Origin of the sequence: Bradyrhizobium quebecense (assembly GCF_013373795.3) — a bacterium.
Lineage (GTDB): Bacteria > Pseudomonadota > Alphaproteobacteria > Rhizobiales > Xanthobacteraceae > Bradyrhizobium > Bradyrhizobium quebecense.
In genome coordinates this window covers 801,586-817,609 of sequence record NZ_CP088022.1, presented here as the reverse complement: position 1 = coordinate 817,609, position 16,024 = coordinate 801,586, and the positions used below count along the sequence as shown (strand labels likewise).

At 65.9% G+C, this 16,024-nt stretch carries 10 protein-coding genes; 2 read left to right on the top strand and 8 right to left on the bottom strand.

Features of this window, described 5'->3' with window-relative positions:
• Nucleotides 1-8: 8 nt before the first annotated feature.
• Nucleotides 9-1,232, bottom strand: coding sequence for a cytochrome P450 (locus HU230_RS03965; protein ID WP_176532826.1), 1,224 nt, complete (start codon nucleotides 1,230-1,232; stop codon nucleotides 9-11).
• A gap of 234 nt (nucleotides 1,233-1,466) precedes the next feature.
• Here HU230_RS03965 and HU230_RS03960 point away from each other — a divergent pair, with 234 nt between their 5' ends.
• On the top strand, nucleotides 1,467-3,101 hold the full coding sequence (locus tag HU230_RS03960) for a flavin-containing monooxygenase (RefSeq protein WP_176532827.1): 1,635 nt from the start codon (nucleotides 1,467-1,469) through the stop codon (nucleotides 3,099-3,101).
• Nucleotides 3,102-3,310: 209 nt separating this feature from the next.
• Nucleotides 3,311-4,339, top strand: coding sequence for an IS110 family RNA-guided transposase (locus HU230_RS03955; protein WP_176528479.1), 1,029 nt, complete (start codon nucleotides 3,311-3,313; stop codon nucleotides 4,337-4,339).
• A 327-nt stretch (nucleotides 4,340-4,666) separates the two neighbouring features.
• Here HU230_RS03955 and HU230_RS03950 read toward each other — a convergent pair whose 3' ends face one another.
• Genes HU230_RS03950 through HU230_RS03920 form a run of 7 tightly spaced genes read right to left on the bottom strand, consistent with a single transcriptional unit; the run spans nucleotide 4,667 to nucleotide 15,902 of the window.
• Nucleotides 4,667-7,969, bottom strand: coding sequence for a carboxyl transferase domain-containing protein (locus HU230_RS03950; protein WP_176532828.1), 3,303 nt, complete (start codon nucleotides 7,967-7,969; stop codon nucleotides 4,667-4,669).
• 17 nt (nucleotides 7,970-7,986) lie between these two features.
• Nucleotides 7,987-8,871, bottom strand: coding sequence for an ABC transporter permease (locus tag HU230_RS03945; RefSeq protein ID WP_176532829.1), 885 nt, complete (start codon nucleotides 8,869-8,871; stop codon nucleotides 7,987-7,989).
• Entirely contained in the window at nucleotides 8,868-9,824 is a 957-nt protein-coding gene (locus HU230_RS03940) for an ABC transporter permease (RefSeq protein WP_176532830.1), read from the bottom strand. The genes HU230_RS03945 and HU230_RS03940 overlap by 4 nt, the downstream gene beginning before the upstream one ends.
• A gap of 3 nt (nucleotides 9,825-9,827) precedes the next feature.
• Nucleotides 9,828-11,375, bottom strand: a complete 1,548-nt coding sequence (locus HU230_RS03935; protein WP_176532831.1) for an ABC transporter substrate-binding protein — start codon at nucleotides 11,373-11,375, stop codon at nucleotides 9,828-9,830.
• The gene (locus HU230_RS03930) at nucleotides 11,372-12,397 is read right to left on the bottom strand and encodes an ABC transporter ATP-binding protein (RefSeq protein ID WP_176532832.1); all 1,026 of its coding nucleotides are present in this window, start codon (nucleotides 12,395-12,397) and stop codon (nucleotides 11,372-11,374) included. The genes HU230_RS03935 and HU230_RS03930 overlap by 4 nt, the downstream gene beginning before the upstream one ends.
• Nucleotides 12,394-13,470, bottom strand: a complete 1,077-nt coding sequence (locus HU230_RS03925; protein ID WP_176532833.1) for an ABC transporter ATP-binding protein — start codon at nucleotides 13,468-13,470, stop codon at nucleotides 12,394-12,396. The genes HU230_RS03930 and HU230_RS03925 overlap by 4 nt, the downstream gene beginning before the upstream one ends.
• Nucleotides 13,470-15,902 carry a CaiB/BaiF CoA transferase family protein gene (locus HU230_RS03920; protein WP_176532834.1) on the bottom strand — a complete coding sequence of 811 codons (2,433 nt, stop codon included), beginning with the start codon at nucleotides 15,900-15,902 and terminating at the stop codon, nucleotides 13,470-13,472. Before HU230_RS03920 ends, HU230_RS03925 begins: the two co-directional genes overlap by 1 nt.
• Nucleotides 15,903-16,024 lie beyond the last annotated feature (122 nt).

The following is a 16,024-nucleotide window of genomic DNA, read 5'->3' as shown; positions in this document are numbered from 1 at the left end:
GATGCGGCTCAATTCACGATTCTCACCGGCAAGCTTCGTATACCGCGGATGAAATTGGAATAGAGCCTTTGCGGCGGGCCCATCAGCTCAAAACGCAGATCGCGCGCCAGAACCTCCTCCCAGAGGATGCGCAATTGCTGCTCGGCGAGGCGGTCGCCGACGCAGCGGTGGACACCGGCGCCGAAGGCGAGATGCTGGCGCGGCTTGGCGCGGTCGATGATGAATTCGTCGGCACGCTCGATCTTGTCCTCGTCGCGGTTGCCGGAGATGTACCACATCACGACCTTGTCGCCTTTCTTGATCCGGCGGCCGGCCAGTTCGACGTCATTGCGCGCGGTGCGGCGCATGTGCAGCACCGGCGTGTGGTAGCGGATGGTCTCCGACACCAGGTTCGGGATCAGCTCCGGCCTCGCACGGACCAGCTCGAACTGCTCCGGATTCTCGCACAGCGCCATCAGCCCGGCCGACATCGAGTTGCGCGTGGTGTCGTTGCCGCCGACGATCAGGAGCCCGATGGTGCCGATGAACTCGCGCGGCTCCAGATTTCGAGTGGCCTCGGAATGCGCCAGCATCGAGATCAGGTCGAAGGTCGGCGGCGCGTCGACCCGCGCGTCCCATAGTTTTCGGAAATATTCTCCCATCTTGACCAGCTCGGCGGTGCGTTCAGCTTCCGAATGCACGACCGCGTCTGGGGACTCGGCGTTGGCGATCGCGACATCGGACCACCAGGTCAGCTTGGCGCGGTCCTCAGCGGGGAAATCGAACAGCGTCGCCAGCATCATGTTGGTGAGGTCGACCGAGACCCGCTCGGCCCAGTCGAAGGTCTCGTTGCGCGGCAGCGCATCGAGCACGGCTGAGGTGCGCTTGCGGATCAAGGCATCTAAATTGGCGAGGTTCGACGGCGCCACGATCGGCGCGACCGTGCGGCGTTGCGCAGTGTGGCCGGGCGGGTCCATGCGGATGAAGCTCGGCCGCTCCTGCCCCTTCGGTTGGTCGGCGACCTGGATACCGCCGAGCTCGGAGGCCGAGGAATAGTTCTGATGGTCCAGCTCGACCGCAAAGATGTCGTCGTAGCGCGTCACCGACCAGTACGGACCGTAGGCCGAGGCCTCGCAATAATGCACGGGATCGTCGCGGCGGAGCTGCGCGAACAGCGGCCGCCAGGTGTCATCCTGATAAAGCCGGGGGTTGCTGACGTCTGTCGACGTCGGCCTGCGCAGCGCTTCTCCCATCGCTTCACTCCCGCTGGTTCCGTCGCCGCTTGGCGGGCGATCGTCTTTGTCAGCCGACGATAGAGGAAATCCCGCGGCTGAGTAAAGCCGCGGGGCGGACCGTCCGCCGCGCGGAATGCGCGCGGGCCGGCGCTCCCGGCAAATCGCGATAGCTGCCCCGCTGTTCGACGTTTGTCGGCAGCTACGAGACCGGCTAGCCTTGCCGGCAATCAACCCATCAGGGAGCAACGACAGGTGGCCGCATTGCGCCAGGACAACAGCCAGCAGACGGCTGCGCTGGACTACGACGTCATCATCATCGGTGCCGGCCTGTCCGGCATGTACCAGCTCTACCGGCTGCGCGAGCTCGGCCTCTCGGCGCGCGTGTTCGAGGCCGGCACCGGCGTCGGCGGCACCTGGTACTGGAACCGCTATCCCGGCGCGCGCTTCGATTCCGAAAGCTATTCCTACGGCTACTCGTTTTCGAAGGAGCTGCTCGACGAATGGGAATGGTCCGAGCATTTCGCCGGCCAGCCCGAGACCTTGCGCTACTGCAACTATGTCGCCGACAAGTTCGATCTGCGCCGCGACATCCAGTTCGAAAGCCGCGTCACGTCCGCGATCTACCAGGACGATTCGCGAAGCTGGCAGGTCACGCTGGAGAACGGCGCGCGCCATAGCTGCCGATTCCTGATCACCGCGATCGGCCCGCTGTCGACGCCGACCCTGCCGCGCATCGAGGGCCGCGACGATTTCAAGGGCCAGTCGTTTCACACCGCGCGTTGGCCGAAAGCGAAGGTGGATTTCGCCGGCAAGCGCGTCGCCGTGATCGGCACCGGCGCGACCGGTATCCAGACCATCCAGACCATCGCCGGCGAGGTCGGCCACCTCACCGTGTTCCAGCGCACCGCCAACTGGGCGGCGCCGCTGCACAACGGCAAGATCGATGCGGAGACCCAAGCCAGGATCAAGGCCGGCTATCCCGAGATCTTTGCGCGCTGCAAGGAGACCTTCGCCTGCTTCGTCCATACGCCTGACCCGCGCGGCGCGTTCGAGGTCAGCGACACCGAGCGCGAGGCGTTCTACGAGAAACTTTATGGCGAACGCGGCTTCGGCATCTGGCAGGGCAACTTCAAGGACATCCTGATCGACCGCGAGGCGAATGCAACGATCAGCGATTTCGTCGCCCGCAAGATCCGCGAGCGTGTCACGGATCCCAGGGTCGCCGAGATGCTGATCCCGAAGAACCACGGCTTCGGCACGCGGCGGCTGCCGCTCGAGACCTACTATTACGAGGTCTACAACCGCGACAATGTCGAGCTTGTCGATCTGAAGCAGACGCCGATCGAGCGGATCACGCCCGAGGGTATCCGCACCAGCGACAAGGACTACGCCTTCGACATCATCATATACGCCACCGGCTTCGATGCCATCACCGGCAGCTTCGACAACATCGATCTCCGCGGCGCACACGGCGCACGGCTGAAAGAGAAGTGGACGCACGGCCCGGAAACCTATCTCGGGCTGATGGTCGACGGCTTCCCCAACATGATGATGCTGATGGGCCCGCACACCGCGCTCGGCAACATCCCGCGCAGCATCGAATACAGCGTCGACTGGGTCACCGGCCTGCTCCGCTTCGCACAAGAGAAAGGCCTGACCTTCCTCGACGCCACCCCCGAAGGCACCGCCGACTGGACCGATCATGTCAAGGCGCTCGGCGTCGGGCTCTTGTCCAACGAGGTCGATTCCTGGATGACCGGCATCAACCGCAACGTCGAAGGCAAGCAGACCCGCATCGTCGCCCGCTACAGCGGCAGCGCGCCGGCATATCGCGCAAGGTGTGATGAGGTGGCTGCGAAGGGGTATGCGGAGTTGAGGCTGGGGTAGGTCACGTATTGAAGGAGAACGTGGCCGCACACACTACCGTCGTCCCGGCGCAGGCCGGGACCCATACGCCGCGGCTTGTGTCGTGAAAGGGACTCGTCGTTCCAGCATCGCGCGATGGCTTGCCTCGGTGGTTGATGGTGTGGACGGCCCCCTACGGCATCAGTGTGCCAGAATGAGGTTGTTGTAAATCTCAGACAAGGAGACCGTCCGTGAGAGAGATTATCCGTATTGGGATGGATACGTCGAAGCATATTTTTGTGCTGCATGGAGTTGACGCGGCGGAACAGCCGGTGTTGCGCAAGAAGCTGTCGCGCAAGCAGGTGCTTGAGTTTTTTGCCAAGCTTCCGCCGACCGTGATCGGGATGGAGGCCTGCGGGGCGGCTCATTACTGGGGGCGCGAGCTTGGCAAGCTTGGCCATGAGGTGAAGCTGATAGCGCCGCAGTTGGTGAAGCCTTATGTGCTGCGGAACAAGAACGACGGGCGAGATGCGGATGGGGTGTGCGAAGCGATGGGCCGACCGCGGATGCGGTTTGTGCCGGTGAAGAGCGCCGAACAGCAGGCCGCGCTGATGCTTGCAGGTGTCCGCGATGGGCTGATCGGCCGCCGTACCCAGCTCAGCAATGCGATCCGCGGCTACGCGGCGGAGTTTGGCCTGATCGCGCCGAAGGGGTTGGACAAGATCGAGCCGCTGTTGGCCCGGATCACGCAGGACGAGAGCGTTCCCGCTATGGCGCGCGAGCTGTTCGCCATGCAGGGCCGTGACTATGCGCAGTTGCAGGGTGAGCTGAAGGCGGTCGAGGCCAGGCTGCTGGCCTGGCACCAGGCCAACGCCACAAGCCGTCGTCTGGCCCAGATCCCCTCGGTCGGTCCGATCATCGCGACCTCGCTTGTGATGAAGACGCCGGACCCGCACGCCTTCCGCTCCGGCCGCTTGTTCGCGGCCTGGCTCGGCCTGACGCCCAAGGACCATTCCACCGCCGGCAAAACCAGGCTCGGCAAGATCACCCGCGCTGGCGACGAGACCCTGCGTCGCCTGCTCGTGGCCGGGGCGACCGCGGTGATCCGGCAGGCAAGGCTCGGGCGCGGCCACCCCTCGCGCTGGCTCGTGGCGTTGCTCAGGCGCAAGCCGCCGAAGCTTGCGGCCGTGGCGCTCGCCAACAAGGTGGCCCGCATCGCCTGGAAGCTGATGGCGACCGGCGAGAGCTATGATGCCGCACGCATGAACGCTGTCACCTAACAGGTCGGCCGGCCGGACGTAGCGCTCGCCGGACGAACCGGAGCTGCAAGAGCAGATGGAATGATCGATCGATCCAGAACGCGAGACAAGCCGCGGGACCCATTGGCCTTCACAAGGTCGCCAGGTTGTTTGGCACTCGCGTCGCGGAAACCATCTTGGCCCAGCGATCAACACGATCGCATCAAACAGGCCGGACATATGGATGACAGCGATCCGACCAATCCCAGAAAGCTCTTGTGCCACGGGGGCCGTCCACATATGGGTCCCGGCCTGCGCCGGGACGACACCGAGTTTGATGCACGATCCGCTAACCCACCCTACGCAGCATCACCACGCATCGATACACGGCCGCTTGCGGTGCGTGCGCGGCTCTACCTTCGGCACCGAGCGCAGGCCGGCCATGATCCAATGCCTGGTGTCGGCGGGGTCGATCACCTCATCGATCTCGAGCACCGAAGCGATCGAGACCGCCTTGCCGTTGGCGTAGAGCTCGGCGACCTTGGTCTGGAAGTACTTCTCGCGCTCGAGGGGGTCCGCGATCGCCTCCATCTCCTTGCGGAAGCCGAGGCGGACATAGCCCTCCAGGCCCATGCCGCCGAATTCGCCGGTCGGCCACGCCACCGTGAAGAACGAGGCGTGGAAGCCGCCGCCGATCATCGATTGCGCGCCGAGACCATAGCCCTTGCGCAGCACGACGCCGAACAGCGGCACCGTGATGCTGGCGCCGGTGACGAACATCCGCGCGACATGGCGCACGATCGCGGTCTTCTCTGCCTCGGGACCGACCATGAAGCCCGGCGTGTCGCACAGTGAGACGATCGAGATGTCGAAGGCGTCGCACAGCTGCATGAAGCGCGCGGCCTTGTCGCCGGCCGCAGCGTCGATCGCGCCGCCGAGATGTTTCGGATTGTTGGCGATCAGGCCGAACGGCTTGCCCTCGATGCGGATGAAGGCCGTGATCATGCCGACGCCGAAATCGCGCCGGATCTCCAGCACCGAGCCTTCGTCGGCGATCAGGTCGATCACGTTGCGGATGTCGTAGACCCTTAGGCGATTTTCCGGGATCGCGCGGCGCAGCAGCCGCTGGTCCGGCGCGATCCAGTCCTGCACCGCGCCCTGGAAATAGGACAGGTATTTCTGCGCCACCGTCGTCGCCTCTGCCTCGTCCTCGACCAGGATGTCGATCACGCCGTTCGGGGACTGGAACGAGACAGGGCCGACCTCGGCCGGATGGTAGACGCCGAGGCCGCCGCCCTCGATCATCGCCGGACCGCCCATGCCGATCGAGGCGTTCTTGGTGGCGATGATGACGTCGCAGACGCCGAGCATCGCGGCATTGCCGGCGAAGCAATAGCCCGAGACCACGCCGATGACGGGCACGAGGCCGGAGAGCTTGGCGAACTGCACGAAGGACGGGCCGTCGAGGCCGGTCATGCCGAGCCGGTCGGTATCGCCGGGCCGGCCTCCGCCGCCCTCGGCATAGAACACCAGCGGCATGCGCCACTGCTCGGCGAGACCGAGCATGCGGTCGATCTTCTTGTGGTTCATATGGCCCTGGGTGCCGGCGAGCACGGTGTAGTCGTAGGAGATCACCATGCAGCGCGCGCCGTCGGCGCCGAAATCCCTGGCGTTGACGGTGGCAACGCCCGCGATCAGGCCGTCGGCCGGGGTGTTCTTGATGAGGTCCTCGACCTTGCGGCGGCGGCGTTGTGCCGCGATCGCGAGCGAGCCGTATTCGACGAACGAACCCTCATCGACCAGCTGCGCGATGTTCTCGCGCGCGGTGCGCTGGTTGGTCTTGCGGCGGCGCTCCACCGAGGCGGGGCGGTTCTCGTCCAGCGTGATCGCCTTGCGCGCGATCAGTTCGCCGAGATCAGGGCGGATGTGATCGAGATCGATCGCAGCCTCTTCCGCCGCATGATGGCCGTCGACCTCGGCAGGCTCCAGGAACAGGATCGGCTCGCCATGCATCAGGGTGACGCCGGGGCCACCGGCGATCTTCGTCACCCGGCCGCCATGCGGCGCGGCAACGAGATGCTCCATCTTCATCGATTCCAGCACCGCGATCTGCTGGCCGGGTCGGACCAGATCGCCCTCCGTGACCTCGATCGCCACGATCGTGCCCTGCAACGGCGCGGGCACCGGGAGCGATCCCTCCGGCGCCGCCTCGGTGGCGACGGACCTGGTCGCCGCCGCCTCGCTCACCTCGATCAAAGGTGTGGCGAGATCGCTGGCCGCGCCGACCAGCGCCGCCACATGCGTATCGATGAAATTGGTGCTGATCTTGTTCCGGGCAAAGCTCTGGTGCGCCAGGATCGCGCCGAGGAACGGGATGTTGGTGGCGACGCCGCCGATGCGGAATTCGCGCAAGGTGCGCGACGCCTTGTGCACCACGTCGGTCCATTTCGGGCTCGGCGAATGCACGATGACCTTTGCCAGCAGCGAGTCGAACGCGGCGCTGGTCCGGTAGCCGGAATAGCCGAACGTATCGACCCGGACGCCGGGTCCTGACGGCAGGTCGAAGACGGCCAGCGTGCCGCCGGTCGGCTTCGTCACGCCCTTCTCGTCCATCACCTCCATGTTGACGCGCAGCTGCATGGCATAGCCGCGCGGCAGCGGCACCGCTGATTGTGCGAGCCCGAGCGAAGTCAGCGCGGCGCCGGCGGCGACCGCAAGCTGCGCGCGGACCAGGTCGATGCCGAGCACCACCTCGGTGACGGTATGCTCGACCTGGAGCCGCGGATTGGCCTCGATGAAGGCGAAGGCGCCCTCGCCCTCACCGGCCTCGTCATCGACAAGGAATTCGAAGGTGCCGAGATTGTCGTAGCGGGCGGCGGCGGCGAGCTGCTTTGCGGCTTCGATGATGCGTGCGCGCAGGGCCTCGCTCAGCGACGGGCTCGGCGCCACCTCGATGAGTTTCTGGTTACGGCGCTGGATGGTGCATTCGCGTTCCCAGAGATGGCTGATCGCACCATGACGATCGCCGATGATCTGCACCTCGATGTGGCGGGCCTTGCGGATCAACCTCTCGACATAGACCGTATCGTTGCCGAACGCCGCCTTGGCCTCCGACTGGCAGCGCGCGTAGGCCTCCTCAAGTTTGGCCGCGTCCTCGACCACGCGCATGCCGCGCCCGCCGCCGCCGGCGATCGCCTTGACCATCACGGCAGCATTGGCGCCGAGCGAGGTGAAGAAGGCTTTTGCCTCGTCCAACGTCGTTGCGCCTGACGTGCCGGCGATGATCGGCACGCCGCATTTTTTCGCCAATGCCTTTGCCTTGGCCTTGTCGCCGAACAGATCGAGCGCCTCCGGCGACGGGCCGACGAAGGTGATCTTCTCCTCGGCGCAGCGCCGCGCCAGCTGCGTGTTCTCGCTGAGGAAGCCATAGCCCGGATGCAGCGCGTCGCAACCTGCAGCCTTGGCTGCCGCTATCACTGCCTCGATATCGAGATACGCCCGCGCGCCGCGCCCGGGGATCTCGTGGCTCGCGTCGGCGGATCGGACATGCAGCGAGGCGGCATCGTCGGCGGGATAGATCGCGACCGTCGCGATGCCGCTCTCGGCCGCGGCACGGGCAATGCGGATCGCGATCTCACCGCGGTTGGCAATCAGCAGTTTCTTGAACGACATAACGGTTCCACCTGAGATCAACGATCCTTCATGGTCGGATCGAGCACGACACGCAAGGATTCCCCCAGCGCATTGAACGCCAGGGAGACGACGAGAATGGCAAGGCCCGGCGCATACATCTGCTCCGGGGCGATTTCCATATATTGATAGGCGCGCGCCAGCATGGCGCCCCAGCTCGGGTCCGGCGGCTGGATGCCGAGGCCGAGGAACGACAGGCTGGCTTCGGCCAGGAGCGCCGCGGCGAGCAGCAGCGTCACCTGCACGATGACCGGCTGCAGCGTGTTCGGCAGCACGTGGCGCCACAGCACATGCCAGGTCGGCGCGCCAAAACCCCTCGACGCGTCGACATAGAGCTCCTGCCGCACGATCAGCGTGCGGGCGCGCACGATGCGCGCCAGCGCCGGAAACATCGTGATGCCGATCGCGATCATGCCGTTGGTAAGCCCAATGCCGAGCGCGCCGGTGACCGCGATCGCCAGCACGATCGCGGGAAACGACAGGAAGGTGTCGATGATCCGGCTGATGATGTCGTCGATCCAGCCGCCGAAATAGCCGGCGACGAGGCCGACCGGCAGCCCGATCAGGACCGCGACGCCGACCGCAAGCAGGCTGGCATAGACGGTGGCCGGCGCGCCGTAGATCAGGCGGGAGAAGATGTCGCGGCCGAGGTCATCGGTGCCGAGCAGATGTAATGGCCCCGGTGGCGCCAGCATGTTGTTCACGTCCTGCGCGGTCGGCGCGTAAGGCGCGATCCAGGGCGCGCCGATTGCCACGACAACGAGCCCCGATAGCACCAGGATCGACAGCGCAGCACGGAGATCCCCGGCGAGCCAGCGCAGGAAACGCCGAAGCCGGGTCGGCTTGGCCGGCATCTTGAGCGGAGCGAGCGCGGTGTCGGTCATTGCTCGATCCTCGGATCGACCGCCGCACAGAGCAGGTCGGTGATCAAATTCACTGCGATCACGACCACCACCATGGTGAAGACCACGCCTTGCACGATCGGGAAATCACGCTGGATCGCACCGCGCACGATCAGGCTGCCGAGGCCGGGAATGGCGAACACCGCCTCGATCACGACGGTCGCCGCCAGCATGCGGTTGACCAGCAGGCTGATGATGGTCAGCAGATTGACCCCGACATTCTTCAGGCCGTGCTGCCAGAGAATCCGCGACATCGACAGCCCCTTGGCGTGCAGGGTGCGGACATATTGCGAGGACAGCACCTCCAGCAAGGCGCCGCGCAGCTGGCGCGCGACCTCGGCCATGCCATAGGCCGCGATCGCGACGGCAGGCAGCAGCGCGTGCCGGATCGCATCGATCGGCGAGGCGCTGAAGGATTTTGCGCCGGTCGCCGGCAGCCAGTTCAGCTTGAGCGAGAACTCAGCCACCAGAATCATCGCAAGCCAGAAGCCGGGCACCGCGACGCCGAGCGAGGCGATCATGCTGATCAGCTTGTCGACCCAGCCGTTCGGTTTGATCGCGGCCATCACGCCCATCGGAATCCCCGTGACCAGCGCCAGCAGCAGCGCAATCACGACGATCAGCAGCGTGTTCGGGAACGCACGCCCGATCGAGACCGCGACCTTCTCGCCGGTCAGAAGCGATTGCGAGAGATCGCCCTGCGCGACATGGCCGAGCCAGGCGCCATATTGCACCAGAAACGGCCGGTCGAGGCCGTAGATTGCCCTGATCTCGGTGATCCGCGCGTCGGTCGCGTTGTCGCCCGCCAGCGTCACCGCGATGTCGCCGGGCACCAGCTTGAGCAGCGCAAACACCATGAAGGTCGCGAGCAGGATCACGGGCAGCGCCTGCACCAGGCGGCTGCCGATGACCTTGACTGGTGACCGTCGTGCCATGGTTCAGCCTTCGAGCCAGACGTCGTCGTATTTAGGTTTGCCAAGAAGATTGGGCCGATAACCCTGCACCTTCTTGTTCATGGCAACCAGCTCGAACTGGAACGCCAGCGGCGCCACAAAGGCGTTTTCCATGACCAGTCGCTGCACAATGGAGAACGCCTTGCGCCTGACCTCGATATCCTCAGACGCGCGCGATTCCTTGATCGCGGCCTCGAGTTCGGCCGGCACCGGCGCGCGACCGCCATTGTAATAGGCGTCCTTGGTGAACATCAAAGAATAGGTCAGGCTCGGGTCGGGCCGTCCGGTCCAGGCCGAGAGCAGCCCGGCCCCTTTCTTCTCCGGACCGAAGAACGCTGCAGAGGCCTCCGCGATCGGGGCATTGACGAACCGCACATTCATGCCGGCCTTGCGCAACTGCTCGATCAGGATCTCCTGACGCTGCACCGAATCCTGGTCCGGATAGCCGCCGAGCTCGATCGGGGTGCCCTCCTTTAAGCCAGCCTCGGCGAGGAGCTTGCGTGCCTTGTCGGGATCGTAGGGATAGAGTTTGGCGACCTCGGCATCATAGGCCCAATGCGCCTTCGGCAAGTTCATGTAGGCGGGCTCCGCGAGGCCGGCGAGCGCGGCCTTGACGAAGGACTCGCGGTCGATCGCGAAGTTGAGCGCCTGGCGAACCTTGACGTTGTCGAACGGCGGCTTGGCCCAGTTGAGGAAAATCTGGAGCACGTAGAGCGTCGGGCCGTGCACCACCTTGACGCTGGAGGCGCGCTCGATGATCGCTTTCTGCCGCGGCGGCAATTGATAGATCAGGTCGTTCTGCCCGGCGGTGACCGAGCGCGCGCCGGTGGTGAGTTCGGGAATGATCGAGAACTCGATGCCGTCCGGCCAAGGCCGGTCCGGCTTCCAGTATTTCTCGTTGCGCTTGACCACGATCTTCTCGCCGTCGGCCCAGCTCACGAAGGCGTAGGCGCCGGCGCCGACCGGCTTGCGCGTCACGACGCCGCCCTCGGCCGCCTTCAGCGCCGTCGGCGAGACCATCATGCCGGCGCGGTCGGAGAGAATGCCGGGCAGCGCGGTATCCGGCGTCTTCAGCTTCAAGGTCACCTGCTGCGGACCGGTGACCTCGACCGAGGCGACCGAGAGCAGATCGGCCTTGATGTTCGACTTCGCGTCGCTCCGGTTGCGATCGAGGTTGAACTTGACAGCTTCCGCATCGAGCGGCGTACCGTCATGGAAGGTGACGCCTGAGCGGATATTGAGCACCAGCGTATTGGGATCGGTGAACTTCCAGCTCTCCGCAAGACCCGGCTTCGGCTTCAGCGTCTCGAACTCCCATTCGGTCAGCGTGTCGTACATCGTGAACAGGAAGGCGTGGTCGGAGCCGGCGCCGCCGGTTGCCGGATCGAGGCTCGACGGATTGGCCAGCGCTGATATCCGCAAGGTGCCGCCCTTCTTCGGCGCGGCTTGCGCAAACGCGCTGCCGCCGAGCGCGGTGCTGGCGAGCGCCCCCGAGATCAGCGCCATGGCCTCGCGTCGTGTCGTCATCGTCATGGCGTTGTCTCCGGTTGTGAGTTCGGCGAAAAATTCGGGCGGTCGGCGAAATGGCAGGCCACCCAGTGATCGGGCTTCAACTCGCGCCACTCCGGCACACGCTCGGTGCAGAGCGGCTGCGCGTGCGGGCAACGGGTACGGAAGCGGCAGCCCGACGGCGGATCGATCGGGCTCGGCACCTCGCCCTGCAGCACGATCCGCTGCGCCTCGCGCATCGATGACGGCAGCGGTCGCGGCTCGGCCGACAGCAATGCGATGGTGTAGGGGTGCAGCGGCCGCTCGGCGACCTCTTCGGTCGGCCCGAGCTCGACGAACTGGCCGAGATACATGACAGCGACGCGCTCGCTGATATGCGAGACCACGGCAAGATCATGGGTGATGAAGACATAGGTCAGCCCGAGGTCGCGCTGCAGATCGGCAAACAGGTTGAGCACATCGCCGCGGATCGACATGTCGAGCGCGGCCACCACCTCGTCGCAGACGATCAGTTTCGGCTTCAAGGTCAGCGCGCGGGCGATCACGACGCGCTGCTTCTGGCCGCCGGACAGCTGGTGCGGATAGCGCTCGCCGAACTCCTGCGGCAGCCCCACGCGCTCCAGCGCCTCCCGCGCTAGCCGCTCCCGCTCGGCGCGGCTGCCGACGCGGGCAAGCTGCAGCGGCTCGAGCACGGAGGCCAGGATCGTCATGCGCGGATTCAGCGCCGCGTTCGGATCCTGGAAGATGATCTGATAGTCGCGGCGATGGCTCTGGAATTCTTGGCGCGGCAGCGCCAGCGGGTCGATGCCGTCATGCAGGATGGCGCCGGCGCTCGGCTTCAGCAGAAACACCAGCGCGCGGCCGATCGTGGTCTTGCCCGATCCGGATTCGCCGATGATGCCAAACGTCTCGCCGCGGCGGACGTCGAAATTGACGCCATCGACCGCCTTCACGGTGGCGCGACGGTCCGAGGTCTGGAAGCGGACCTGGAGGTCGCGCACCGAGATGATGGGCTCGCTGCGCTGTTCAGCGGATGCTGCGGTCATTGCGTCGCGACCTTCGCAGCAGCCGGCGTATCGGGCGGGTGCAGCGCGCCCGGCAAATTGAGCTCGGCAAAGCGCCAGCAGCGCACCTTGCGGCCGCCGCCGGCGTCCTGCAGCTTCTGCTCGGCCTCGCAGCCCTTGGCGGCATGCGCGCAGCGGGCGCGGAAGCGGCAGCCGGCCGGCATCTCCGCGATCGACGGCACCCGGCCCGGGATCGACGGCAGCCGACCGTGCCGCGGGCTCAAATGCGGCAGCGAGCGCAGGAGACCCGACGTGTAGGGATGCAGCGGCCGCACCAGCGCCTCGTCGACGGTGGCGTCCTCGATCACCTCGCCGGCATACATCGTGATCATCCGCGTGCAGGTCTCGGCGACGACGCCGAGATCATGGGTGATCAGCATCAGCGCGGTTTTCGAGGTCTCGCTGATGTCGCGCAGCAGTTCGAGGATCTGCGCCTGCACGGTGACGTCGAGCGCGGTGGTTGGCTCGTCCGCGATCAGGAGCTGCGGGCCGCAAATCAGGCTTGCCGCGATCATCACGCGCTGGCGCATGCCGCCGGAGAGCTGGTGCGGATAGTCGTCGATCCGCCGCTCCGGCGAGGCGATGCCGACGCGGCGGAGCATCTCCAGGGTTTTGGCGCGTGCTTCCTCGTAGCTGACATCGGTATGGACGCGTAGCGTCTCCGCGATCTGGTGGCCGACGGTGAAGACCGGATCGAGCGCGCTCATCGGCTCCTGGAAGATCATCGCGATCCGCTTGCCTCGGATCGCGCGCATCTGCCACGCGCTGCAGGAGGCGAGATCGGTGCCGTCGAACAGGATCTTGCCGTCGAGGCCGGCAAAATTGCCCGGCAAGAGGCGCAGGATCGACAGGCCGGTGATGGTCTTGCCGCAGCCGCTCTCGCCGACAATTCCGACCCGCTCGCCGGGCGCGATGTCGAAATCGATCCGGCGCGTCGCTTGCCAGACGCCCTGCGCGGTCCTGAAACGGATGCCGAGCCCGCGCACGGACAGCAGCGGCCGCGCGCCGTCGCGCGCGCCCTCCGCCCTGCGCTGTGCCGGCTGGCCTGCCTCCATCAACCCGCCGCCCGCTTCTTCTCTTTCACCAGCTGCTCCTCCATCAGCATCTCGGTGCCGATAATGCCCTCGCGGCTGAGCTCCTCAAGCTCGGCGTCGGAGAGGCCGAGCATGCCGGACAGGATCTCGCGATTGTGCTCGCCGAGCGTCGGCGGCACCGAGCGGATCGCGAACGGCGCCTCGCTTTCGCGGAACGGCATCGACGGCTGCGGATGCTTGCCGATGAAGGCGCGGTCGACCTGCTGGATGAAATCGCGGGCGTCGAGCTGCGGGTCCTGCAGCAGATCGATCGGCAGCCGCGCGACGCCGGATGCGATCCCTTCGGCCTGCAACGCAGCCATCACCGCGTCCGGATCGCGTGCCGAGGTCCAGGCCGTGATCGCAGCCTCGATCTCGGCCTCGATGGCGCGCCGGCCCGCGGCCGCCTTGAGCGTCTCGTCCGTCGCCCAGTCCTCGCGGCCGAGCAGCCGCGCGAGCCTGGGCCACATCGCGTCATCGGACACCGCGACCACGATCCAGTTGTCCTCGCCATCGCAGCGAAAGCAGCCGTGCGGCACGAAGTCAGGATGGCGGTTGCCATACTTCGTCGGCGGCTTGCCGCCGATCGAATGCGCCATGATCCAGGGTGCGGCGAACGGCATCATGCACTCGATCTGCGCGAGATCGATGAACTGCCCCTGCCCCGTCAGCCTGGCGTGGATCAGCGCCGTCAACACCGCGGCAGCGCCGTTGAGGCCGCCGACGGCATCGCCGAACGCGGTGTGACTCATCACAGGCGGGCCGCCGGGATCACCGACCACGCTTGGCAGGCCGGAGCCCTGCTCCAAGGTCGAACCGTAAGCGCGGCAATCGCGATGCATGCTGCCGGCACCGAACGCCGACATCGACATCATCACGAGCTTCGGATTGATCTCGCTCAGCACGTCGTAGCCGAGACCGAGCTTGGGCAGCACCTCGACCGAATAATTGTCGACCACGAGGTCGGCATCGGCGAGCAGGCGTTTGGCCAGTGCAAGCCCCTTCGGCCGGGTCAGATCGAGCGTGATGCCGCGCTTGTTGCGGTTCATGATGCAGTAGCGCACCGACTTCTCGTACATCTGCTCCAGCACATAGGCCGGGCGGCGGTCGACGCCGCGCCACCAGTCCGGATACTGGGTCGCCTCGATCTTGATGACGTCGGCGCCGAGATCGGCGAGCGTGCGGGTACAGATCGGCCCGGCCCATCCCATCGAGAAATCGACGACGCGGATGCCCTCGAGCGGCAGGCGATTGGTCGGAGCCGGCTTCGGTGCCGGCGCACGCGGCGCAGCCTCGGGCCTTACCTGCTGCTCGCCGAGATCGGGCACGCGGCCACCGCGCAGCGGCGGCGTTCCCGTCAATCGTTGCATCGTGCCGGCGGAAAAGCCGGTCTCGTTGCCGACCGTGATCGGGACGATGGCGCCGCGCGCACGCTTTTCTTCATCGGCGATGAGATCCGCGATCTCCGGCACCGGGACGATCGGGATCTTGCGCTTGAGCCCCTCGGCAAACCATTCCTGCGCGGTGCGCTGCTTCAGCTTCGGCAGGATCTTGCCTTCAATCTCGGCGACGCGTTGCAGCCGGTCGACGCCCATGACCAGCGTCGGATCGTCGCGCAGATCGGTGAGCCCCAGCATCTCGCAGAACGCGCGCCACTGCGCCGGGGTCACCGTGGTGACGCCGAGCCAGCCCTGCTTGGTCTCGTAGATGCCGACCGGAAAGGTCGGCCAGAACCGGTTGACGCCGATCCGCCGCATGATGTCACCGCGCTGGAACGCCTCGAACATGATGTATTCGGTGACGGCGATAGAGGCCTCGAACAGGCTGAGATGGCTGCTGCGCCCGCGCCCATCCTGCATGCGGCCGAGCACCGACGAGGCGGCCGCGATGAAGCCCCACAGCCCGCCGAGAATCCCGGTCTGGAAGTCCGGCGCGTGCATCGGCGGTCCCTGCTCGGGTCCGACCAGCTTCACAAGCCCGGTCAACGCGCGGATGGTGGAGTCGGTCGCCGCGAAATTGGCATAGGGACCGCGATCGCCGAACCAGGCGAGGTCGAGATGGATCAGGCCCGGATTGTTCCGCTTGATCGCATCGAGATCGACGCCGGGACAATTGGCCGCATCGATGCCGCGCCCATCGAGCAGGATGTCGCAGCCGGCAATCAGCTCACGCAGGCGCGACGTGGCGCTCACGTCGCTCCGGTCGAGCACGACACTCGACTTGTTGAAATTGAGAAACCCAAACCACGCGCTGTGCCCCCGCGGCGTCAGCGGCGCAGCGCGGCGAAGCGGATCGCCCGCGGGCGACTCGACCTTCTGCACATCGGCGCCGAAATCAGCGAACAGCCGCGCGCAATAGCTCGTCGCCGCCGCACTTCCGATCTCGACTATCCGCAGATGCGACAACGCGCCCATCACGCTTCCTCGCGACAAAATGACCAGCCGATGCCATCGGCTGATTCAGTTTCTTGTTGCCTGAACTTGAAGCCGCGCCGACTGTGTGATGCAAGTGGAATTTTCTTCCGCTTCACGGAATT